This window comes from Caulobacter segnis, assembly GCF_003243465.1.
In the GTDB taxonomy this organism is placed as follows: Bacteria; Pseudomonadota; Alphaproteobacteria; order Caulobacterales; family Caulobacteraceae; genus Caulobacter; species Caulobacter segnis_A.
Window position 1 is genome coordinate 46,975 of the sequence record NZ_QFQZ01000017.1, and the last position, 21,152, is coordinate 68,126.

The window sequence follows — 21,152 nt, forward strand, 5'->3', positions numbered from 1 at the left end:
GGAATCTCGGGCCATCCTGCCCTCGTGCTTGGGAAGGCTCCGGGAGATGGCCATGGACGAGTTCATTCGCCGCAAGAATATCGAGCTGTTCCGCGCCAAGCTGCGGCGCGAGCCCGACCCCGAGATGCGCGAGACGCTCGAGCAGCTGCTCAAAGAATACGAAGCCCTGCCGCTGGGCGGCGGCGACAAGCCGCCGATCGCCGCTTAGCCCTCACGGACGCCCGGTCTCCGTCCACCCGCCGCCCAGCGCCTGGTACAGCGCCACGGCGTTCTGCAGCCGAGCCTCGCGCACCTGGGTCAGCGCCAGGTCCGTGGCCAGCAGGCCGCGCTGGGCGTCCAGCTCCTCCAGATAGGCGACATAGCCGGCCTGATAGCGCTTGCGGGCGTGGTCCAGGGCCGAGGCGGCGGCGGCGCGCTGGCGGACGGCGGCGGCCTCCTGCTCGGCGAGGCGGCCGGTCCCCTCGAGCGCGCTCTCGACCTCGCTGAAGGCGGTCAGCACGGCCTTGCGATAGGCGAAGGCGGCCTGGTCGCGGCGGGCGGCGGCGGCGTCGGACTGGGCGCGCAGGCGACCGCCGTCGAACAGCGGCGCGAGGACGCTGGCGCCGACGCTCCAGACGGTCAGGGTGTCGACGTGCAGCACCGACAGCTCGCCGCCGGCGGCCGACAGGCGCACCTGCGGCAAGAAGGCCGCGCGCGCCGAGGTCAGGCTGGCGTCGGCGGCGACCAGGCTGGCCTCGGCCTGGGCGATGTCGGGGCGGCGGTTCAGCAGCGAAGAGGGCAGGGGTGCGCCGGGCTGCGGGATGACCAGTCCAGCCAGGCTCCCGCGCGGAATGGCCTGGGCGGTCTGGCCGACCAGCAGGGCCAGGGCGCCTTCCTGGCGGCGGATCGCCAGCTCCAAGGCCGGGACGCGCTGGGCGGCGGCTTCAAGCTCGGCCTCGGCCTGGCGCAATTCCAGGTCGGAGGTCACGCCCTCCCTGGCCCGGCGACGGGCGCGGGCGGCCGATTCCTGGCGCGAGGCGAGGGTGGCGCGGGCGGTGGTCAGCTGGGCGTCCAGCGACAGCAGCGCCACATACGACCGCGCCACGGCTGCCGAGACCGACAGGCGGGCGGCGTCGCGGGCGTCGCGGCTGGCCTGCAGGCTGGCGCGGGCGGCGGTGTCGGCGGCGCGCACGCGGCCCCACAGATCGACCTCGTAGGCGACTTGCAGCTGGGGCTGGAAGGCCTGCAGGGTTTCCGGCTTGCCGAAGGCGCTGAGCTCGCGCTGCTTCTGGATGCCGGCCGAGGCCGTCAGCGACGGCAGCAGGGCGGCGCTGGCCTGGCGGGCCTGGGCCTCGGCCTCGCGCACCCGCGCCTCGGCCGCGCCGAGGTCGGCGTTGTAGGCCAGGGCGGCGGCGACCAGATCCGACAGATGCGGATCGCCGAACGCCTTCCACCACTCGGCGGCGGCGGCGTCTTCCGACGGGGTGGCCGCGGCGCGCCAGCCGGCCGGCGGCGTCACGGAGGCGGTCGCCGGCGGCGCGGTCCTGGGGCCCGGCGTGGTGCAGGCGGTCAGGGCGCTCAAGGCCGTCAGGCCGATAAGGGCGCGGCGCATCAGCGGCGGCCCTTGCCGGCGGTGTCGACCTGCGCCTCCACCGACATGCCCGGACGTAGGCGGGCCAGATCCGGCTGGCCGGCGTCGAGCACGATCCGCACCGGCAGGCGCTGGGCGATCTTGGTGAAGTTGCCCGTGGCGTTCTGCGGCGGCAGGATGCTGAACTCCGAGCCGGTGGCGGGCGAGACCTGCTCGACGCGGCCCGTGAAGCGCTGGTCGCCCAGGGCGTCGACCGTGACGCTGGCGCTCTGGCCCGGGCTCATCCGACCCGCCTGGCGCTCCTTGAAGTTGGCGATCACCCAGCGCTGCGGCGGCACCAGCGAGACCAGCTGCGTGCCGGCGGTGGCCCATTGCCCCTGACGCACCCCGAGCTGGCCCAGCTGGCCGTCGGCCGGGGCGGCGACGATGGTGTTGGCCAGGTCGATCTCGGCCAGGCGAAGGGCGGCCTTGGCGGCCGCGACGGCCGCTTTCAATCCCTCGCGCGACACGCCGACCGAGCGGATGTCCTGGCGGGCGATCTCGCCGCCGGCCCTGGCCGAGGCGAGCGCCGCCTCGGCGGCGCGGAGTGAGGCGCGGGCCTGGTCGCGTTCGCGCAGGGACACCGAGCCGTCGGTGGCCAGCTCGGCGACCCGGGCCATGTCGGCGCGGGCCCGCTCGACCTGGGCCTGGGCCGAGCCGATGTCGGCCTCGCGGCTCTTCAGGGCGGCCTCGCGCGCGGCCTGGGCCTGGGCCGAGTTGGCGAGGTCGGCCTCGCGCGCCGCCAGGGTGGCGCGGGCCTGGTCCACGCGCTGGGCGTAGATGCGCTGGTCGATCTCGAACAGCGGCTGGCCCTTGCGGACGGTCTGGAAGTCCTGGGCCATGACCTTGACGACATAGCCGCTGAGCTGGGGCGCCACGACGGTGACCTGGCCGCGGACATAGGCGTTGTCGGTGCGCTGCACGGAGCCACCGAACGGGGGCAGCTTCCACAGGAACAGGATCAGCACGATCACGCCCAGGGTGATCATGGCGGTGAGGAAGATCGCGTAGCCGCTGGGCGGCTTGGGCCGGGCCGGCGGCGGGGCGGCGGAGGCGGCGCGGTCTTCCGGCTGCGGCGCCGATTGGGGCGCGGACGGGGTCGCGTCGGTCATGCGGTCTCTCGGGCTGGAATGGTGGAGGGCGGCGTCGCGGGCGTCGTCCCGCCCTGGGCCTTCATGCGCAGGGCCAGGCGGACGAACAGGAAGCCGGCGTAGAAGAACTGGACGAGGGCGACGACGCCGACCACCAGGAAGACGTCGTTGAAGGCCAGGACGGTGGCCTGCTGCGTCACCTGCTGGGTCAGCAGCACGCTGGCGTCGGCGGCGCGCAGGGCGGGATCGGCCTGGGTCGAGGCGTAGACGCCGCCATAGGTCTGCAGCGTCGCCGCGACGGTCGGATCGGCGCCGGTCAGGCGCTCGGCCAGGCCCACGGCGTGCTGCTGGGTCCGCACGGTCTGCAAGGTCCCCAGCATGGCCGCGCCGAACAGGCCGCCCAGGTTCTGGGCGACGCCGAACATCACCGAGAAGGTGATGATCGAGCCCAGGCCCCGGGTCAGCAACTGGCCGATGCCGAACATGAACGACGGCCCCAGGAACATGGTGGCGGCGAAGGCCAGCAGGGCCTGGCTGAAATAGAGCTCGGCCGGGCCGGTCTGCGGCGTGGAGCGGGCGTCGAGGAAGGCGGCGACGGCGATCAGCAGGACCGAGCCGAGGAACTGGGCGGGAATCGTCTTCTGGGTCAGGGTCACGGCGCTGACCACCAGGCCGGCGGCCGTCGCGGCCAGGACGATGGCGTATAGCAGGCGCTGCTGCTCCTGGGCGAAGCCCAGGGCCTGCATCAGGCCCGCCGCGCCGACCGTCTGCTCCGACAGGATGACCCGCACCAGGGCCACGTTCAGGCAGAAGCGCAGGAAGGTCCCGGTGGCCACCCAGCGGGTGTCGATCAGCGGGTGGGTCCGGCGATGCTCGACCACGCCGCCCGCCGCCAGCAGGATGACCGCGGCGATCAGGCACCAGCCGATCCACGGCGCCTCGAACCACCAGACGATGCGCCCCAGACCCAGCACGGCGACGATCAGACCAAGACCCCCGCCCAGCAGGGCGAAGGTCAGGGCGTCGACGCCCTCGAACACGTGGATGCGCATGCCCTGCGGCAGGCGGAACAGCCAGACCATCGCCAGGCACAGGGCCGCGAGGCTGGCCTCCAGCGCGTAGAGGCCGTGCCAGTAGGCGGCGTCCAGCAGGCTGGTCGAGATCACCCGCGCCAGGGGCGAGCCCAGCTGCGAGACCCCGACCCCCAGCACCAGCGCCCCGATCCGGAACGAGGCGGGGAAGGCCTGCAGCATGTAGAACATGGCCAGCGCGGTCAGGGCCGCCGCGCCGACGCCGCTGATCGCTCGCAGGACCAGGGCCATGGCGAAGTTGTCCAGTACGAGGTGGGCGAAGGCCGCCACCGTGTAGAGCACCAGGAACACCAGGGCGAACCGGCGGATGCCGAACTGCTGGCGGTACTTCACCAGCAGCAGGTTCATCGAGATGTTGGTCATCACGTAGATGGTGGTCAGCCAGGCGCCTTCCGTCGGCGTCAGGCCCAGCGACCCCTGGATGGCCGGCAGGTTGACCTGGATCAGGGCCTGGCCCAGCGAGCCGGTGATCCCGATCAGCAGGCTGATCAGGCCGTGGATGATCCGGAACTGGATCGGAAAGTAAGGCGTCGACGGCGAGCCGGGCAGGAACGGCCGTTCGTGCGGAAGCCAGTCCGGCGTCGGTCCGATCTGTTGGCCGTGTTGCGGCATGGAGCCTCGCTGTGAGCGCGTCTTTTACCGCGCGAGGCCTGCACGGCAAGGTTTAGAATGCCGCGTTCCGTCGACATGCCGACACTGCTAACGCGTGACGCACAAAAAAGGGCCGCCGGTCTCCCGGCGGCCTTCGCTTTGCTGCCTGACGATCTCAGGCCTTGGGCCCGACCGCGAAGACGAGCGGGATCGTGACCTGGCCGCCGGCCACGGGCTTTCCGTCCAGGGTCTGGGGGCGCATCTGGAAGATTTCGGCCAGTTGCAGGGCCGCCGCGCCGAAGCCGTGGTCGCCGGGGCTTTCGCTCCTGACCTTGCAGCGGGTCAGGCGGCCGGTGGTCAGCACCCGGCAATCGATGACCGCTCGGCCCTCTAGGTTCGCCGCCGCGGCCGTCGCCGGGTAGAAGCGCGCCATGTCCTCGGCCGTGGGTTTGATCGCCCAGTCGGGCTTGGTGATCGCGGGGGCGGGGCGCGCCTCGGCGGCCCAGACCGCGCCGGCGCCGGCGAGGCCGACGAGCGCGGCCAGGGCGAGGCCCGCGGCCTTTCGCGCCGGGCTCTTGGCGGGGATGTTCAGCATGACCAGTCGCTCCTTCAGGGTGTGGGCGCCGCCGGCCGGCCAAGGGCAGCCGAACGGGACGACGCGGGGGGTGATCACGGCGCCGAGCAGGGTCTCGGCATAGAGCCGCCGGGCCTGCGGGCGGCGGGACAGCACGGCCTCGTCGCAGGCCATCTCCTGGTCCAGCCGCAGGCGGCGAGCGCCCAGGTGCGCCAGCGGGTTGAACCAGGCCAGGCAGTGGACGGCGACGACCAGCGCGTTGATCAGGGCGTCGCCGCGCGCCAGATGGACCCGCTCGTGCGCCAGAACGAGATCCCGGGCCTCGCCCTGGAAGCACGTTTCGAAATCGGCCGGCAGCACGATGCGTGGCCAGGGGCGGGCGAGCACCATCGGCCCGGTCCCGACATGGCGGCCGCGCAGCAGGGTCGGATCGCGCGGGTCCGGGGTCAGCTTTCCCAGCGACCGCGTGAACCGCATCTGGCGAACGACGAAGACCGCCGCGTTGGCCACCGCGCCGACAAGCCATATCAGGATCAGCGCCCTCGCCACGGCCTCGGTGGCCAGGACCGCCGGAACCACCTGGCCCGCCGCGCGGCTGGCGCTCGCCACGATGGGGGCCACGGACGTCGCGGCGACGGGAGCGGGGAGCAGGGCGGCCAAGGCGCACAGGGGCGGGGTCAGCCAAAGCAGATAGGCGGCCAGGGCGCCGAACCGCCGCCGGACGGGCGCGCGCAGGCTCATGACGAGCGCGACGCCGGCCGCCAGGGCCAGGTTGCCGCCGACGATCTCGGAAAGGACGGCCGCGCTCACTTGCCGATCCTCTCGACCAGGGCCTTCAGCTCGGCGATGTCCTCGTCGCTGAGCTTCTCGGTCTCCGAGAAGTGCATGACCAGTGGGGCCAGGCGGCCGTCGAACAGCCGGTCCAGCAGGCCCTGGCTCTCGCCCTGCACATAGTCGCGCCGGCTCAGCAGCGGGGAATAGAGATAGCGGCGCCCATCGGCCCTCGCGGCCACGGCCTTCTTCTTCACCAGCCGGCTGATCAGCACCTTGACCGTGCCCTCGGTCCAGGCCTGGGGCGCGCACACCTGCGCCATGATCGCCTCGGAGGTCAGGGGGCTCTCCCGCCACAACGCCTCCATGACCACGCTCTCAGCCGCGCTGATCTTCATGTCCGCCTCCGATGACAAGTGTCAACGAGCCGACGTTGACACTTGTCATCGAACTCGTCAACCGCCGTTCGGGGACTTGTCCGATCCTTACCACCGTGTCGGAATGGCCTTGGGCTAGGCTTAGCCGAGGCCGTGGAGGAGCTTGCCGATGACGCCGCTGTTCCTGACCTTGCCGCCGAGTCCGGCCCTGGCTGGCTGGGTCGCGCGGCACCAGGTCATTCGGCTGCGCTTTCCGGCCGGACAGCGCGCGCCGATCAAGCCCTACTGGCCGCGGCCCGCTTGCGCCCTGGCCTTCTACCCCCGCGACCGCGAGGCGTTGGTCGATGGGCGGGGACGCGAAACGATCAAGCCGCGCGCCGCCCTGATCGGACAGCCGACCGAACTGACGCGGCGGGCGGGCGGCGCCGACTTCTGCGTCTACCAGATCGAGTTCGAACCCGGAGCCCTGCGGCGGCTGAGCGGGTTGTCGATGGCTGAACTCACCGACCAGACTCTCGACGCCGAGGCGGTGTTTCCTGATCTGCGCGCGGTCGCGGATCGGATCGCCGAGGCGTCCACCGCTCAGGCCATGGTCGCGACGGCGGAGGCCTGGCTGGCGCCGCGCGTGGCCGCCTGCCGCCGCGACCCCGACGGCGTGGATTGGGCGGCGGCGCGACTGATCGCGGGCGAGGCCGGATCGCTGGACCGGCTGGCGCGCCGGATCGATCGGGCCCCGCGCGCCTTCCACCGCGCTTTTCGCCATCGCCTGGGCGTCAGTCCCAAGCTCTTCGCCCGCATCGCGCGGCTGGACCGGCTGATCCGCGCGCGCAACGCCGATCCGGCGGCGGACTGGCTGAGCCTGGCGATCGGCGCGGGCTACTACGACCACCAGCATATGGCGCGGGATTTCCGGGACCTGTGCGGGGTTGGCCCCTCGCGCTTTCTCGCCGCCGAGGCCGCGGCGCCCGAGCGGCGGTTCGGCATAGCCGAGCGCTAGGACTCGCGATTGTCGTCAAGTCGTGGTCAAAGGATGTGGGATAACGGGGGTATTTGATATGTCGGACGCGGTTCTGGATATCGGCGGGCGAGGGGCGGGCGCGAGCCCGACGGCGGGATCGGCCGCGCGCGGCGACCTGGTCTTCTTTCGGACCCTGATCACGGCCATGGCCGTCGTCGAGGTCGCCGGCTTCGTGCTGCAGCTGGCCATGGGGCGCTCGAGCTTCGGGGCGCCGCTGATCGTGCACTTCCACGCGGTGGTGTTCATGGGCTGGGTGGCGATCGTCGTGACCCAGGCCTGGCTCGTGAGCGGCGGCGCGTTGCGGGTCCACCGGACGCTGGGCACCGTGGCGCTGGCCTGGATGCTGGCGATGGTGGTCCTGGGGCCGCTGGTCACGCTGGCGGGGATGCGCGCCGGACGCACGCCCTTCTTCTTCCAGCCGCAGCACTTCATCCTGGCCAATCCAGCGACCCTGCTCGGCGCGGTGGGCCTGTTCGCGGCCGCCGTCGTGCTGCGCAAGACGCGCGACTGGCACATGCGCCTGCAGGTCGGATCGTTCACGATGCTGATGGGGCCGGGGCTTGGCCGCATCCTGCCGCTGCCGTTCCTCAAGCCCTATGCGTTCGAGGTCGCCGCCGGGGCGGCGGTGATCTTCCCACTGATCGGGCTCGTGCGAGATTGGCGGGTCCGCGGAAGGCCGCATCCGGCGTGGTTGTGGACGATCGGCGTGCTGGCCGCGTCGCTGATCGGGGCGCGGGTCCTGGCGCTGTCGCCGGCCGGGGACGCGATCTACGCCGCCGTGGCCAAGGGCGCGCCCGCCGCGCCGGCGGACGGCCGAGCCTTCCCCAAGCCGCCGTTCTGAGCGGGGCGCGAACGCAAAAGGGGCCGGTGATCGCTCACCGGCCCCCATGCGGCCCGTCACCGACGGGCGCGGGATCGTCTGGAAACTACCAGATCTTCACGCGGTCTTCCGGCGCGACGTACAGCTTGTCGCCCGGCTTGACGTCGAAGGCCGAGTACCAGCCGGGCTGGTTCCGGATCGTGCCGTTGACGCGGTAGTAGCCCGGCGAGTGCGGATCGCTGGCGATCTGCTGCTTCAGGGCGTCGTCGCGCGACTTGCCGCGCCACACCTGGGCCCAGCCCAGATAGATGCGCTGGTCGCCGGTGAAGCCGTCCAGCACCGGGGCCGGCTGGCCGTGCAGCGAGACGTGATAGGCCTCGCGGGCCAGGGTCAGGCCGGCCATGTCGCCGATGTTCTCGCCCATGGTCAGCTTGCCGTTGACGTGCACGCCGGGGAAGGGCTCGAACGCCGAGTACTGGGCGCCCAGCTTGTCGGCCTGGGCGTTGAACTTGGCGGCGTCTTCCGCCGTCCACCAGTCGCGCAGCACGCCGTCGCCGTCGGACTTGCGGCCCTGGTCGTCGAAGCCGTGGCCGATCTCGTGACCGATAACGCCGCCGATGCCGCCATAGTTGATGGCCGGGTCCGCGTCCGGGTGGAAGAACGGCGCTTGCAGGATCGCGGCCGGGAACACGATCTCGTTGTTGACCGAGTTGTAGTAGGCGTTGACCGTCTGCGGGGTCATGCCCCACTCGGTCTTGTCGACCGGCTGGTTCAGGCGGGCGACGTTGCGGCGATACTCGACCGCGCCGGCGCGCTGGGCGTTGCCGTAGGCGTCGTTGTCCTTGACCTCCAGCTTCGAATAGTCGCGCCACTTGTCGGGATAGCCGATCTTGACGGTGAACTTGCTGAGCTTGTCCTGGGCCTTGACCTTGGTCTCCGGACCCATCCAGTCGAGGTTGTCGATGCGGGTCTTCAGGGCCGTGCGGATGTCGCCGACGAGGGCGACCATCTTGGCCTTCGACTCCGGCGGGAAGTAGGCGGCGACATATTCCTTGCCGACGGCCTCGCCCAACATGCCGTTGACCTGGGCGACGGCGCGCTTCCAGCGCGGACGCTGCTCGGGCTGGCCCGACAGGGTCTTGTTGCGGAACTCGAAGTTGGCGTCGGCGAAGCGCTTGGACAGCATGCTCGCGCCGCCGTCGATCACCTTGAACGCCTGCCAGGCCTTCAGGGTCTCCAGCGGGGTGTCGGCGTAGATCTTGGCGTACTTCGGGAAGCTGGTGTTGGTCGTGACGATGAAGCGGTCGACCTTCGGCAGCTCCGTGCCGATCAGGTACTTGTTCCAGTCATAGCCGGGCGTCAGGGCCTGCAGCTCGGCCAGGGTGGCGGGGTTGTAGGTCTTGTCGCGATCGCGGCGCTCGACGCGGGTCCACGAGGCCTCGGCCAGCTTGGTCTCGAAGTCGACGATGGCCTTGGCGTTCGCGGCGGGCTTTTCCCAGCCGGCCAGGGTCAGCATCTTCTCGACATAGGCCAGGTAGGCGGTCTTCTTGTCGGCGAACTTGGCGTCCAGATAGTAGTCGCGGTCGGGCAGGCTGAGGCCGCCGGTCGAGGCGTAGACGGCGTAGCGCTGCGGGTTCTTGGCGTCGCTGGAAACGCCGACGCCGATCAGGGTGGCGTAGGGCGTGGTCGCGCTCTTGCCCATCAGGGCGGTGAACTCTTCCTTGGTCTTGACCTTCTTGACGCCGTCCAGCCAGGGCTGGATCGGCTTGGAGTCCAGCTTCTCGATCGTCGCCTCGTCCATGAAGGCGCGATAGGCGGCGCCGATCTTGGCCTTCTCGCCGGTCGCGGCCTTGTCGGCGGCGGCGGCTTCGATGATGGCGCGGGTGCGGGCTTCGGAGAGTTCGGCCAGCTTGTCGAAATTGCCGTAACGGACGCGGTCCGAGGGGATCACCGTCTTGGCGTCCCAGGTTCCGTTGGCGAACTTGTAGAAGTCGTCGCCCGGCTTGGCCGTGGTGTCCATGCCCGAGATGTCGAAGCCCCAGGTCCCGTAGCGCGGCGATTCCAGCGAGGTCGCGTCGCCGGCGGCGGCGCCTTCGGCCGGAACCGGCAGCAGGGATTCCATCACGCAGGCGTCGTCGATGCAGGCGTGCTTCTCATGAGCTTGCGCCCCGAAAGCGGACAAAGACAGCGCCGCCATAGCCGCCGCGCCGAACCAAACTCTTTTCATGGAAAATCGCATCCGTTGGTGTGAGCCAGAACATGGCGGCTGAAAGCGCGAGCGGTTTCGGCGGCCCCCATGCCCCAAATGACATAGAGCCTGCGGGATGTTTCCGGTTTTCGTCAGAAACGGACAGGCTCTGTCGGCAATCTGCAACGGAGCGAAATATTTGCTCCCTTAAAAAAAGTTCATCTTGCGGGGGTCGAGCGCGGTTCGCCAGCCCTCAAGGCCTTCGCCGACAAGGCGCGCGACCATGGTTGGTGGGGACAGCTGGGAGAACGCTGTTACGGCAATTTTTACCCTTGGGTTGAACCCGTTTCGGGGAGGTGGGTCAGGCCTTGGCGGGACGCCGGCGGCGCGGGACGCGGACGATCGCCTCGCCATCCATGATCAGGTCCTCGCCGACCAGGGCCTCGCAGCGCAGGGTGACGCGGGCGCTGACTTCGTCGATCGCCGCGACGGTGGCGCGCGCGGTGACGACGTCGCCGATCCGCACCGGACGGTGGAAGGCCAGGGTCTGCGACAGATAGATCGAGCCCGCGCCCGGCAGGATGGTCCCGACCACGGCCGAACCGAACGAGGCCGACAAGAGGCCATGGGCGATCCGGCCGCGATAGGCGGTCTTGGCGGCGTAGGCCTCGTCGATATGGACGGGGTTGAAGTCGTCCGACGCCTCGGCGAACAGGCCGATGCGCTCCTCGGTCACGGTGACCTGCTTCTCGGCCGTCATGCCGACCGAGAGTTCCTCAAGAATGTAGCCGCCCGAGGCGTGTGGCTGGATCATGACGCCGCGTTACCGGGCGAGGGGCGCGGTGGCTAGTGGAAAAGCGGGGGGGTAGGCTGTCGGTCTCCATCCTTCAGCCATAAACCCGACCTTCCCGGCGAACGCCGGGATCCAGATCGAACCCGCGAGCGGTCACCGGTTGGCGTCGCGCGATATCGCGTCATCCCCAGCCGCTTCGGATGAATCTGGGCCCCGGCGTTCGCCGGGGAGGTCGGGAGACTAAGAAGCCGGTCGTCCTCAGTGCCCCACCGCCGCCGCGGGCGCCGCCTTGCGCGGCGCTTTCGCCAGCATCCCCCGGGCGATCTCGTCCTCACCGATCAGGGCGTGGGAGGCGCCCATCTGCTTGAGCAGGGCGACGTCGGCGTCGGTATAGGCGCGGGCGACGATCAGGGCCTGGGGGTTGGCGGCTCTCGCCTGCTCGATGATCCGCGCGGCCTCGAACGGATTGGGCACGGCCACGAACAGGTGGGTGGCCTTGTCGAGGCCGGCCTTCAGCAGCACCTCGGGTTTCACCGCATTGCCGCCGACCGTCTCGAAGCCCGCGCGGCGCAGGTCCTCGGCGCGCTCGACGTCGTCCTCGATCACCACAAGGGGCGTGCGGCCCTTCAGCCCCTCGGCCACGGCCTTGCCGACCCGGCCATAGCCGACCAGCACCGCGTGCGGCTGGGCGGCGGCCGAGGCGGGCGGGGGCTCGCCCCGGGCCTTGGCTTCCTTGGCGATCATGCCGGGCAGGATCTTGTCGAGGATGGCGAACAGCAGCGGATTGACCAGGATCGACAGGATGGCGCCGGCCAGGACGAGGTCGCGGCCGTCGTCCGGCAGCAGCTTCAGCGACACGCCCAGGCCCGCCAGGATGAACGAGAACTCGCCGATCTGGGCCAGGCTGACCGAGATGGTCAGGGCCGTGCTCATCGGGCGCTTGAAGGCACGAACGATGATCAGGGCGGCGATCGACTTGCCCACCACGATGATCGCCAGGGTCGCCAGCACGGCCAGCGGCTCGCGCAGCAGCACCATCGGATCGAACAGCATGCCGATCGAGACGAAGAACAGCACCGCGAAGGCGTCGCGCAGCGGCAGGGTGTCGTTGGCGGCCTGCTGGGAGAGCTCGCTCTCGGCCATGATCATGCCGGCGAAGAAGGCGCCGAGCGCGAACGACACGCCGAACAGCGCCGCCGAGCCGAACGCCACGCCCAGCGCGATGGCCAGGACGCCCAGGCGGAACAGCTCGCGCGAGCCGGTGTGGACGATGCGATGCAGGATCCAGGGGATCACCCGCCGGCCGACGATCAGCATGAAGGCCACGAAGGCCGCGACCTTGCCGATGGTCAGGGCGAAGGCGCCCAGCACGCCGCCGCCGGCCAGGAACCCGGAAGCACTTGACGCCGGCGCCTCGCCGCCCAGCACGCCCGACAGCGCCGGCAGCAGAACCAGCGCCAGCACCATGGCCAGGTCCTCGACGATCAGCCAGCCGACGGCGATCTTGCCGCGTCCGGTCTCGACCAGCCGCCGCTCCTGCAGGGCGCGCAGCAGCACCACGGTCGAGGCGACCGAGAGCGCCAGGCCGAACACCAGGCCCGCGCCGACGCTCCAGCCCAGCGCCACCGCCAGGCCCAGGCCCATCACTGTCGCCGCCGCGATCTGCACGACCGCGCCGGGAATGGCGATGTTCTTCACCGCCATCAGGTCCTTCAGCGAAAAGTGCAGCCCGACCCCGAACATCAGGAGGATCACGCCGATCTCGGCCAGCTGCGGCGCCAGCTCCTGGTCGGCCACGTAGCCGGGGGTGAACGGCCCGACCAGCACCCCGGCCAGCAGGTAGCCGACCAGGACCGGCAGCTTCAGCCGGTTGGCGATGGCGCCGAAGATGAAGGCCAAGCCCAGGCCCGCGACGATGGTGGCGATCAGCGAGGTATGGTGCAAACGTCCTCCTTGACGGTCATTCTTTTCGGGCGTACTCAACCAATATGGGTGACAATGCCCGAGGCCGCTAGATGCCGCACGCAAAAATTCTTCTCCCGGCGCAATGCCGGGCCGCTCGCGGCCTGATCAACTGGTCCCAGGGAGAACTCGCCGATCGCGCGGGCGTTTCGCGCAGCACTGTCAAGGACTTCGAGACCGAGCGCCACGCCCTGCATCATAGCACCGAACGGCTGCTGATCGACGCGATCGAGGCGGGCGGCGTGATCCTGATCATGGCGGACGAGGCCGGCGCCGGTGTTCGGTTGCGGCGACCAACTTAAAGAGAGGCGAGGGGCGGGCGCATGGAGCACGAGGTTTCGGCGGCGAACTACAAGGACCTGGTCCTGTTCCTGGCGACCGCCGGCATCGTCGCGCCGATCTTCAAGCGCCTGAGGATCAATCCCATCCTCGGCTATCTGCTGGCCGGCGTGATCCTGGGCCCCTTCGGTCTGGGCCGCTTCATCCACGCCGCCCCGTGGCTCGACTACGTCACCGTCGACAACCCCGCCGAAATCGCCCAGCTGGCCGAGTTCGGGGTCGTCTTCCTGCTGTTCATGATCGGGCTGGAGCTGTCGTGGGAGCGGCTGCGGCTGATGCGCAAGCTGGTCTTCGGACTGGGCGCGGCTCAGGTTATCGGCTGCTCGCTCGTCCTGGCGGCCGGGGCCATGGCGCTGGGCCAGCCGGCGCCGGCGGCCCTGGCGATCGGCGCGGCCCTGACCCTGTCCTCCACCGCCATCGCCGTGCCGGTGCTGGCCGAGCGGCGGCGACTGCACTCGGACGCCGGGCGGGCCACCTTCTCGGTGCTGCTGTTCCAGGACCTGGCCGTCGCGCCGATCCTGATCACCCTGGCCATCGTCGGGCGCGGCCACGGCGAGTTCCGGGCCGCCGACCTGCTCTCGCTCGCGCCCGCCGCCGTCGGCCTCGGGGCCATCGTCCTGGTCGGCCGGATCGCGCTGCGGCCGATGCTGAAGTCGGTCGCCAAGGCCAAGAGCGAAGAGATGTTCATGGCCGCCTGCCTGCTGGTGATCATCGGCGCGGGCCTGGTCAGCCAGATGTCGGGGCTCTCGATGGCGCTGGGCGCCTTCGTCGCCGGCATCCTGCTGGCCGAGACCGAGTACCGCCACGAGGTCGAGGTCAAGATCGAGCCGTTCAAGGGGCTGCTGCTTAGCCTGTTCTTCGTGTCGCTGGGCATCCGCCTCGACCTGTCGCTGCTGGTGGTCAAGCCGGTGGTGATCCTGGGAACGGTCGCCGGCCTGCTGCTGGTCAAGACGGCGGTGGTGTTCGGGATCGGCCTGCTGATGGGCCTGGGCCGCAAGGCGGCGACCGAGGCGGCTCTGATCCTTGCGGCCGGCGGCGAGTTCGCCTTCGTGCTGCTGGACAACGCCATGGGCGCGGACGTCGTCCCGCCGGCGATCGGCCAGGCCGTCCTGGTCTCGGCGACCCTGACCATGTTCCTGATCCCGGGGTTGGCGGCTCTTGGCCAGCGCCTGGGCCGCAAGGGCGCGCCGCCGCCGGTCAGCGAGGCCCCGACCGGCGAGCCCGACCGGGTCGGCCCCGAGCCCGCCGGACAGGTGCTGGTGATCGGCCATGGCCGGGTCGGCAAGCTGGTCGGCGACATGCTGGGCCGCCACGACCTGGCCTGGATCGCGATCGAGCGTGACGCGCGGCTGGTCGAGCAGGGCCGCCGCGACGGCCTGCGCATCTATTACGGCGACGCCTCGCGCGTGGAGCTGCTCGAGCGCTGCGGCCTGGCCACCGCCCGCGCGGTGGTGGTGACCATGGACGCGCCCGAGGCGGCCGAGGCGGTGGTCGCCGCCGCCCGCGGCGCCCGCCCGGACCTCGCCATCGTCGCCCGCGCCCGCGACGCCCGCCATGCCGCGCGGCTCTACGAGCTGGGCGCCACCGACGCGGTGCCCGAGACGATCGAAGCCTCGCTGCAGCTCTCCGAGGCGGTGCTTGTCGACATCGGCGTGCCGATGGGCCTGGTGATCGCCTCGATCCACGAGCGCCGCGACGAATACCGCAAGAAGCTCAATCGCCCCGACGCCCTGGGCGGCAAGCGCCGCCGACTGCGGGACGCGTCGTTGCGGTAGGGGGAGGGGCGGCTGAAGCGCGGTCCGATGGGCCGAACCCTGGCCTTCGGTGGCGGGCGGCGGGGCTCCCGAAGCCATCTGCACCTGCGAACAGGCGTGGCTTTTGGGTCGACGATCTGCGAGTCCTTGAGTCTTTCTAGTCACAAAACCTTGCGCGCAATCGTTTCACGTGCGAACCCAGCGAAGCTGACGCTTTCGATTTGCGGGAGCCGGCGGGCACGCTCGGATGCGATTCTGAGGGGCGGTCTTGTGGAGCTTTCCCTTGAAAAATCAGGGGGGCGAAACCTGACGAGTGTGTCTTCGCCGACACTTTCCCGTGGCGTTCGCCTTGGTATAACAGCGCCAGGCCCGGGTCTCCGGCCTGGGCAGGGCAATAGAGGGCTCTTCAAAAATGAAACTCAACCTCCTGGCGGGAGCCGCTCTGGCCGCGGTGTTCGCCGCGTCGGGCGTTTCGGCCCAAGAGACCGGCTGGTACGGCGCGGTCGATCTTGGCTACCACTGGCCGCAAAGCATCAAGACGACTTCCAACGTCACCACCCCGGACGGCGAGTACGCCCACTGGGCCTGGAAGTCGGAGAAGGACTGGACCGGTTTCGTCCGTCTCGGCTACCAGTTCAACCCGAACTGGCGCGCTGAAGTCGAAGGCGGCTACCGCCCCGGCGACCTGAAGAGCGTCCATGGCCCGGCCGTGCGCACGCCCGTCGGCCTCTGCACCCCCGGCGTGACCCGCACCCTGCTGGCCCCGACCTGCGGCGCTCCGGACGGTTCGATCGATTCCTGGACCCTGATGGCGAACGTCATCTATGACTTCGCGCCGGGCTCCTGGCTGAACCCGTTCGTCGGCCTCGGCGCCGGCATCAACCGCCTGGACGTCAAGACCCTGGGTCAGTTCAGCAACGTCGGTCCGACCAGCGCGACCAACGCCGCCGTGCAGAACCTGACGGCGGACGATGACGACATCGCCCTGGCTTACCAGGCTCTGGCCGGCGCCTCGATCAAGGCGACCGACAAGCTGAAGATCGACGTCACCTACCGCTACATCACCGGTTCGCAGCACACCTGGCAGACGACCGGTTCGGGCGCGATCCAGCCCGGCGCGTTCCAAGGCCAGTACAAGGACCAGTCGGTGACCGTGGGTCTCCGCTACTCGTTCGCGTCGCCGCCTCCGCCGCCGCCGCCCCCTCCGCCGCCGCCGCCCCCGCCGCCGCCGCCCCCTCCGCCGCCTCCCCCGCCGCCGCCGCCTCCGCCGGCTCCGGTGTTCGAAGCGCGTGAGTTCATCGTGTACTTCCCGTTCGACCAATCGGTCCTGACGCCGGAAGCGCAATCGGTGGTCACGGAAGCCGCCAAGTACGCCAGCGATGGCAAGGCGACGAAGATCATCGTCGTCGGCCACACCGACACCTCGGGCTCGCCGAAGTACAACATCAAGCTGTCGGAACGTCGCGCCAAGGCCGTCGCCGACGCCCTGGTGTCGCAAGGCGTCGCCAAGGAAGTCCTCGGCGTCGATTGGAAGGGTGAAAGCGCTCCGGCCGTCGCCACCGGCGATGGCGTGAAGGAACCGCTGAACCGTCGTTCGACGATCTCGATCAACTTCTAAGATCGACGACGACTGCAAGACTTGGGAGGGCCCGGCGGCGACGCCGGGCCCTTTCTCTTTGCGGGGATCTCTTTCTCCCCGGGGATCGCTTGGGCGCGAGCGGCGAAGGCTGTAACACCGCTTGATGCTGACCGATCCGCTGTTCTACGCCGTCGCCATACCGGCCGTGATCCTGCTGGGCCTCGCCAAGGGCGGCTTCGCCGGGATCGGCGTCGTGGCCGTGCCGCTGATGGCCCTGGCGGTCTCGCCGGTCATGGCCGCCTCGATCGTGCTGCCGATCCTGCTGGTCCAGGACGTGGTCAGCGTCTGGGCCTTCCGGAAGAGCTGGGACAAGGGGCTGCTGGTCCTGATGCTGCCCGCCGCTGCGGTCGGTATCTTCCTGGGCTGGGCTTTGGCGGCCTTCGTCAAGGAGGCGGCGGTCGAGCTGGCGGTGGGCGTGATCTCGGTGGCCTTCGCCCTGCAGCGCCTGTGGGCCGAGCGGGCGGTCAAGGCGGCCGGCCAGCTCAAGGCGTCGCCCGGCCGGCCCTGGTACGGCGCCCTGTGCGGCGCGGCGGCCGGCTTCACCAGCCAGATCGCCCATGCCGGCGGGCCGCCGTTCCAGATCTACGTCCTGCCGCGCCGCCTGCCGCGCGACACCTTCATCGGGACCAGCGCCATTTTCTTCGCGGTGGTGAACTGGATGAAGGTGCCGGCCTATGTGGCGCTGGGCCAGTTCACGCCGAAGGTCCTGGCCACGGCCGGTGTGCTGACGCCGCTGGCCATCGCCTCGACCTGGGCCGGCGTCTGGCTGGTTCGACGCGTGCCCGCCGAGGGCTTCTACAAGGTGATCTATGCACTGTTGGTTCTGGTCGGCGGCAAGCTGGTGTTCGACGGCGCGCGCGGCCTTTTGACCTGAGGCGCGTTTTCCGCGCGATCGTGTCGCCAGCGCCCTTTCGCGGCCATACTGATCGACGCTTATATGTCACGGAACGAACTTACCGTTCGGGCGTACTGCATCCGGACCAGAGCGGGGCCATGACGACCACCACCCAAACGACCGACCTCGTCGCGCGCGAGCCGGCGGCGACGCACTATCCGACGCCGGCGGCCAAGTGCGCGGACCTGATCGTGCATCTGGCCGGGTTGGCCTGCGCCCTGTTGGGCGGCGGCATCCTGCTGGGCCTGGCGTTTGGTCTCGGAGACCTCAAGCAGGTGGCGGCGGTTAGTGTCTACACCGTCGGCCTGATCCTGATGCTGTCGCTCTCGACGGCCTACAACTTCGCCAAGGCCCGCTGGCGGCCGCTGCTGCGCCGCTTCGACCACGCCGGCATCTTCGTGATGATCGCCGCCTCCTACACGCCCTTCACCACCCAGAACCTGCACGGCTGGTGGGCGATCGGCATGACCACGGCGGTCTGGACCGTCGCTACGATCGGCGTGCTGGCCAAGCTGTTCCTGCCGGGGCTCGACAAGCGCTTCTGGGTCGGCCTGTACCTGGCCCTCGGCTGGCTGGTGCTCGTGGCGATCAAGCCGATGATCGACGGCCTGTCGTGGGTGGCCCTGCTGCTGCTGGCCATCGGCGGCGTGGTCTATTCGACCGGCACGATCTTCTACCTGATGCGCCGCCTGAAGTTCCGGCGCGCCATCTGGCACGGCCACGTCATCGGCGGCGCGGGTCTGCACTACGCGGCCGTCCTGGTCGGCGTCGTGCTGTCCAGCGCGCGCTAGAGACCGGAGGCCGGCGTGGACAAGGATCTTTCCGGCAAGGCCAGCCTGCAGGGCTTCTTCCGGACCGATCCGCTGCGCGGCAAGCGCCTGCCCGCGCCCGCCAGCGACCGCCATGTCGAGGCCACCGGCTTTCCGGGCGTGCGACTCAGCGTCGACCAGGCCGACGACGCCTTGCGCCAGGCCGCCGACCGCCTGGCCCCGCTGCGGTCGTTCCTGGGGCGCGACGAGTTCAACATCCTGGCGCTGTCCGGCGGCGCGGCGGGCGGGGCCTATGGCGCCGGCGTGCTGACGGGCCTGTCCAAGGCTGGCCGGCGGCCCGACTTCGCCATTGTCACGGGCGTCAGCACCGGCGCCCTGATCGCGCCGCTCGCCTTCCTGGGCTCGGCCTGGGACGAGCGCCTGACCGACGCCTATGTCGGCGGCCATGCCGCCGAACTGCTCAGCCTGCGCCGCCTGAACTCGGCGCTCGGGCCCAGCATCTTCAAGGGCGAGTCTCTGGACCGGCTGGTCGAGACCTTCGTCGACACCGAGATGGTCCAGGCCGTGGCCGCCGAGCATCTGAAGGGCCGCCGCCTGCTGATCGCGACGACCAATCTCGACAGCCAGCGCGCCGTCGTCTGGGATCTGGGCGAGATCGCCTCGCGCGGCGGCGAGGGGGCGCTGAAGCTCTTCCGCACCCTGCTGGTCGCCTCGTCCTCGGTGCCCGGCATCTTCCCGCCCAAGCTGATCGACGTCGAGGTCGACGCGCGGGCGCACCAGGAGATGCATGTCGACGGCGGCGTGGCCGCGCCGCTGTTCCTGATGCCCGACGCCCTGCTTCACTGGCGCAACCTGGGCCCCCGCTTCCGCCGCGGCCGCGTGCACGTGATCGTCAACACCGTGCTGGACCCCGCCACGCAGTCGACCGCGCCGGGCGTCGCCTCGATCATGAGCCGCAGCTTCGACACCATGCTGCGGTTCTCGTACCGGCAGGCGCTGAGCCTGGCCGCGGGCTTCTGCACCCGTCACAACCTGCCGCTCTCGGTGGCCTCGATCCCGAACAGCTTCGAGGGCTTCAACCTGTTGAAGTTCGACACCGACATGATGCGGCGGATCTACGACGCCGGGGTTGAGCAGGCCACGGCGGGCGCGGCCTGGACCAGCGCGGTCGAGGAGCAGAGCCTGTGGCGGGGCCTGTTCAAGAAGCCGCTGGCGGCCTCTCCCGCCGTCGGCACGGGCGTGATGATCCGCGACGAACCCCTGGGCGCGGCGGCGCAGCTCGAACCCTAGGGCTTCCTAGGCCTTCTTCAGATACCGCGCGCGCAGCTTGGCGACGTTCGGCGGGTCGGCGCGGAAGTCGGACGCCAGGCCCAGGCGCGCATTGCACGACGGGCAGCGGACGTGATCCTCGTCGGCCAGGTCGGCCGGCGGGTCGAAGCGCGTTCCGCACGGCTTGCACTTCCAGTCGCCGACCGGGGCGGGCGGCGGGGGAGGCGGCGGCGGGGCGGCCGAGGGCGTGAACACGGTGGTGCGAGCCGACGGCTTGACCATGCGCTCCAGAGGCGGCGGTCCGCCGGGGGCGGCGACCGGGCTCTTGAGGCTCAGGGTCTTGCGGCGCGGGGGCTCGCTCTCGCTCATGGTCTCGCTGGGGTCGTGGACAGGTGGGGCGCTTGCTGCATGAAAGCGGCCGGAAACACAAGCCCAATAGGCGCGAAGGCCACTACCAGTTGGGCCTGAGGCTGAACGAAAGGGCCACCACGTCGTCCTTCTGCGTGGCCAGGCCCATGATGCCTTCCTTGGCCTTCATCTCGCGATGGATGTAGCCCAGCGAGGCCTGCATAGGGCCCTTGCGCCAGGCGACGCCGGCCTGGCTGTCGCCGATCAGGCGGCTGGTGGTGTCCTGGGTCAGGCCGGCGCGGTTCCAGTCGCCGTTCTGGCCGCGCAGCATGTTGAAGCCGACGGCCCGGCCGCTGGCGGCGGCGTAGATGTACCAGCGCCCGCGATCGCCAAAGGCGGTGTCGCCCTCGCGGACGCCCAGCGCGTCGGTGACCCGGTCGCCCATGTTCTTCTTCTTGCCCAGGCGCACCGTGGCGCCCGCCTCGGCCGAGCCGCCGGCGCCGCCAAAGCCCAGGCCCGCATGCGGCGTGACGTCCAGGGCGTACTTGCGGCCCTTCAGCATCACCGCCGACGGCCAGCCGCGGGTCACGGTCACGTCGACCTCGCGCAGGTCGTAGGCTTCCGGGCGCGAGAGGGTCAGGGGCGCGTAGGCGGCGGTGGGCGCGGCCCCGGCCATCGAGACCCGGACGGAGTCGATGGGGCCGCCGGGCTGGGCCTGATGGCTGAACGCGTTCGAGCGCCAGCTGACCGGGCCCACGCCCTGGTAATAGCGGTCGGTGTCCAGAAGGCGGACCTCGCCGCCGGCGGCGGTCGGCGGCAGGGCGAAGCCGCCCTCCAGCGCCAGCTCGATCGCGTCGCTGTCATAGGCGATGAAGCCGGCGGCGGGATCCAGGGGGCGCAGGCTCTCGGGCTTGATGTTCAGCACGGGCTTGGCGGCGGCGGGGGCGAGCTTGGCGGGCGGCGCCGCGACGGCCTTCGGGGCCGCGCAGGCGGTCCTGGCATGCGCCAGTCCCACGGCCAGAACGGCCGTTAGACACAGGACGGTTCGCTCCCCAGCGGTCCGCATCCCGGATTCCCCAATCCTAACGGAAGCCCAGCCTACGCGCTTCCTGCCGTCTGTCCACCGTGACGAAAGCGCACGTGGTGAACCGCCGGGAGGCGGTCAGGTTCCGTCCAGCCCGCAAACGAAAACGGCGGCGCGATCCCCATCGCGCCGCCGTCCCGATATCAGGTGTTTGTGACGCCTCACTGGC

At 70.4% G+C, this 21,152-nt stretch carries 18 protein-coding genes and 1 pseudogene; 9 read left to right on the top strand and 10 right to left on the bottom strand.

Features of this window, described 5'->3' with window-relative positions:
• Window positions 1-52 precede the first annotated feature (52 nt).
• Window positions 53-208: a hypothetical protein gene (locus DI526_RS07775; protein ID WP_304276249.1), complete on the top strand. Its 156-nt coding sequence runs from the start codon at window positions 53-55 to the stop codon at window positions 206-208.
• Between the two features lie 3 nt (window positions 209-211).
• Here the strand turns inward: DI526_RS07775 and DI526_RS07780 are convergent, their stop codons facing one another.
• The 5 genes from DI526_RS07780 to DI526_RS07800 all read right to left on the bottom strand — a co-directional run bounded on the left by DI526_RS07780 (window position 212) and on the right by DI526_RS07800 (window position 6,125).
• Window positions 212-1,591 carry an efflux transporter outer membrane subunit gene (locus DI526_RS07780; RefSeq protein WP_304276250.1) on the bottom strand — a complete coding sequence of 460 codons (1,380 nt, stop codon included), beginning with the start codon at window positions 1,589-1,591 and terminating at the stop codon, window positions 212-214.
• Window positions 1,591-2,721: an HlyD family secretion protein gene (locus DI526_RS07785; protein WP_304276252.1), complete on the bottom strand. Its 1,131-nt coding sequence runs from the start codon at window positions 2,719-2,721 to the stop codon at window positions 1,591-1,593. The genes DI526_RS07780 and DI526_RS07785 overlap by 1 nt, the downstream gene beginning before the upstream one ends.
• Window positions 2,718-4,403, bottom strand: a complete 1,686-nt coding sequence (locus DI526_RS07790; RefSeq protein WP_304276254.1) for an MFS transporter — start codon at window positions 4,401-4,403, stop codon at window positions 2,718-2,720. Before DI526_RS07790 ends, DI526_RS07785 begins: the two co-directional genes overlap by 4 nt.
• Before the next feature lie 154 nt (window positions 4,404-4,557).
• Complete coding sequence (locus DI526_RS07795; RefSeq protein WP_304276256.1) at window positions 4,558-5,766, bottom strand: TonB family protein; 1,209 nt, start codon at window positions 5,764-5,766, stop codon at window positions 4,558-4,560.
• Complete coding sequence (locus DI526_RS07800) at window positions 5,763-6,125, bottom strand: BlaI/MecI/CopY family transcriptional regulator (protein ID WP_304276258.1); 363 nt, start codon at window positions 6,123-6,125, stop codon at window positions 5,763-5,765. The genes DI526_RS07795 and DI526_RS07800 overlap by 4 nt, the downstream gene beginning before the upstream one ends.
• A 148-nt stretch (window positions 6,126-6,273) precedes the next feature.
• Between DI526_RS07800 and DI526_RS07805 the strand changes: the two genes are divergently transcribed.
• On the top strand, window positions 6,274-7,101 hold the full coding sequence (locus DI526_RS07805; protein WP_304276261.1) for a helix-turn-helix domain-containing protein: 828 nt from the start codon (window positions 6,274-6,276) through the stop codon (window positions 7,099-7,101).
• Window positions 7,102-7,243: 142 nt separating this feature from the next.
• Window positions 7,244-7,963, top strand: a pseudogene (locus tag DI526_RS07810) (hypothetical protein); the annotation flags it as partial.
• Between the two features lie 85 nt (window positions 7,964-8,048).
• Here DI526_RS07810 and DI526_RS07815 read toward each other — a convergent pair.
• The 3 genes from DI526_RS07815 to ybaL form a co-directional block, all read right to left on the bottom strand.
• Entirely contained in the window at window positions 8,049-10,169 is a 2,121-nt protein-coding gene (locus DI526_RS07815) for a M13 family metallopeptidase (RefSeq protein WP_304276263.1), read from the bottom strand.
• A gap of 322 nt (window positions 10,170-10,491) precedes the next feature.
• Window positions 10,492-10,944, bottom strand: a complete 453-nt coding sequence (locus DI526_RS07820; RefSeq protein ID WP_304276265.1) for a MaoC family dehydratase — start codon at window positions 10,942-10,944, stop codon at window positions 10,492-10,494.
• 237 nt (window positions 10,945-11,181) lie between these two features.
• On the bottom strand, window positions 11,182-12,867 hold the full coding sequence (gene ybaL / locus DI526_RS07825; protein WP_304276266.1) for a YbaL family putative K(+) efflux transporter: 1,686 nt from the start codon (window positions 12,865-12,867) through the stop codon (window positions 11,182-11,184).
• Window positions 12,868-12,938: 71 nt separating this feature from the next.
• Here ybaL and DI526_RS07830 point away from each other — a divergent pair, with 71 nt between their 5' ends.
• From DI526_RS07830 to DI526_RS07855, 6 genes are all read left to right on the top strand, one after another.
• The gene (locus DI526_RS07830) at window positions 12,939-13,187 is read left to right on the top strand and encodes a helix-turn-helix domain-containing protein (protein ID WP_304276267.1); all 249 of its coding nucleotides are present in this window, start codon (window positions 12,939-12,941) and stop codon (window positions 13,185-13,187) included.
• 21 nt (window positions 13,188-13,208) lie between these two features.
• Window positions 13,209-14,999: a cation:proton antiporter gene (locus DI526_RS07835; protein WP_304276269.1), complete on the top strand. Its 1,791-nt coding sequence runs from the start codon at window positions 13,209-13,211 to the stop codon at window positions 14,997-14,999.
• 391 nt (window positions 15,000-15,390) lie between these two features.
• Window positions 15,391-16,596, top strand: a complete 1,206-nt coding sequence (locus DI526_RS07840; RefSeq protein WP_304276271.1) for an OmpA family protein — start codon at window positions 15,391-15,393, stop codon at window positions 16,594-16,596.
• Between the two features lie 124 nt (window positions 16,597-16,720).
• Window positions 16,721-17,491: a sulfite exporter TauE/SafE family protein gene (locus DI526_RS07845; RefSeq protein WP_304276273.1), complete on the top strand. Its 771-nt coding sequence runs from the start codon at window positions 16,721-16,723 to the stop codon at window positions 17,489-17,491.
• A gap of 119 nt (window positions 17,492-17,610) precedes the next feature.
• Entirely contained in the window at window positions 17,611-18,303 is a 693-nt protein-coding gene (locus DI526_RS07850) for a hemolysin III family protein (protein WP_304276274.1), read from the top strand.
• A gap of 15 nt (window positions 18,304-18,318) precedes the next feature.
• Window positions 18,319-19,572: a patatin-like phospholipase family protein gene (locus DI526_RS07855; protein ID WP_304276276.1), complete on the top strand. Its 1,254-nt coding sequence runs from the start codon at window positions 18,319-18,321 to the stop codon at window positions 19,570-19,572.
• Between the two features lie 6 nt (window positions 19,573-19,578).
• Here the strand turns inward: DI526_RS07855 and DI526_RS07860 are convergent, their stop codons facing one another.
• Together DI526_RS07860 and DI526_RS07865 are read right to left on the bottom strand one after the other, a co-directional pair.
• Window positions 19,579-19,920 (bottom strand): hypothetical protein, encoded by a 342-nt coding sequence (locus DI526_RS07860; protein ID WP_304276277.1) that lies wholly within the window; start codon window positions 19,918-19,920, stop codon window positions 19,579-19,581.
• A gap of 82 nt (window positions 19,921-20,002) precedes the next feature.
• A complete protein-coding gene (locus tag DI526_RS07865) occupies window positions 20,003-20,965 on the bottom strand; it encodes a lipid A-modifier LpxR family protein (protein ID WP_304276278.1) in 963 nt (320 codons plus the stop codon).
• Window positions 20,966-21,152 lie beyond the last annotated feature (187 nt).

Coding starts and splice junctions, on each gene's coding strand:
- DI526_RS07785 (WP_304276252.1), bottom strand. CDS start 2,721: ATGACCGACGCGACCCCGTCCGCGCCCCAATCGGCGCCGCAGCCGGAA.
- DI526_RS07830 (WP_304276267.1), top strand. CDS start 12,939: ATGCCGCACGCAAAAATTCTTCTCCCGGCGCAATGCCGGGCCGCTCGC.
- DI526_RS07820 (WP_304276265.1), bottom strand. CDS start 10,944: ATGATCCAGCCACACGCCTCGGGCGGCTACATTCTTGAGGAACTCTCG.
- DI526_RS07800 (WP_304276258.1), bottom strand. CDS start 6,125: ATGAAGATCAGCGCGGCTGAGAGCGTGGTCATGGAGGCGTTGTGGCGG.
- DI526_RS07790 (WP_304276254.1), bottom strand. CDS start 4,403: ATGCCGCAACACGGCCAACAGATCGGACCGACGCCGGACTGGCTTCCG.
- DI526_RS07805 (WP_304276261.1), top strand. CDS start 6,274: ATGACGCCGCTGTTCCTGACCTTGCCGCCGAGTCCGGCCCTGGCTGGC.
- DI526_RS07775 (WP_304276249.1), top strand. CDS start 53: ATGGACGAGTTCATTCGCCGCAAGAATATCGAGCTGTTCCGCGCCAAG.
- DI526_RS07780 (WP_304276250.1), bottom strand. CDS start 1,591: ATGCGCCGCGCCCTTATCGGCCTGACGGCCTTGAGCGCCCTGACCGCC.
- DI526_RS07815 (WP_304276263.1), bottom strand. CDS start 10,169: ATGAAAAGAGTTTGGTTCGGCGCGGCGGCTATGGCGGCGCTGTCTTTG.
- DI526_RS07860 (WP_304276277.1), bottom strand. CDS start 19,920: ATGAGCGAGAGCGAGCCCCCGCGCCGCAAGACCCTGAGCCTCAAGAGC.
- DI526_RS07865 (WP_304276278.1), bottom strand. CDS start 20,965: ATGCGGACCGCTGGGGAGCGAACCGTCCTGTGTCTAACGGCCGTTCTG.
- DI526_RS07850 (WP_304276274.1), top strand. CDS start 17,611: ATGACGACCACCACCCAAACGACCGACCTCGTCGCGCGCGAGCCGGCG.
- DI526_RS07840 (WP_304276271.1), top strand. CDS start 15,391: ATGAAACTCAACCTCCTGGCGGGAGCCGCTCTGGCCGCGGTGTTCGCC.
- DI526_RS07845 (WP_304276273.1), top strand. CDS start 16,721: ATGCTGACCGATCCGCTGTTCTACGCCGTCGCCATACCGGCCGTGATC.
- DI526_RS07835 (WP_304276269.1), top strand. CDS start 13,209: ATGGAGCACGAGGTTTCGGCGGCGAACTACAAGGACCTGGTCCTGTTC.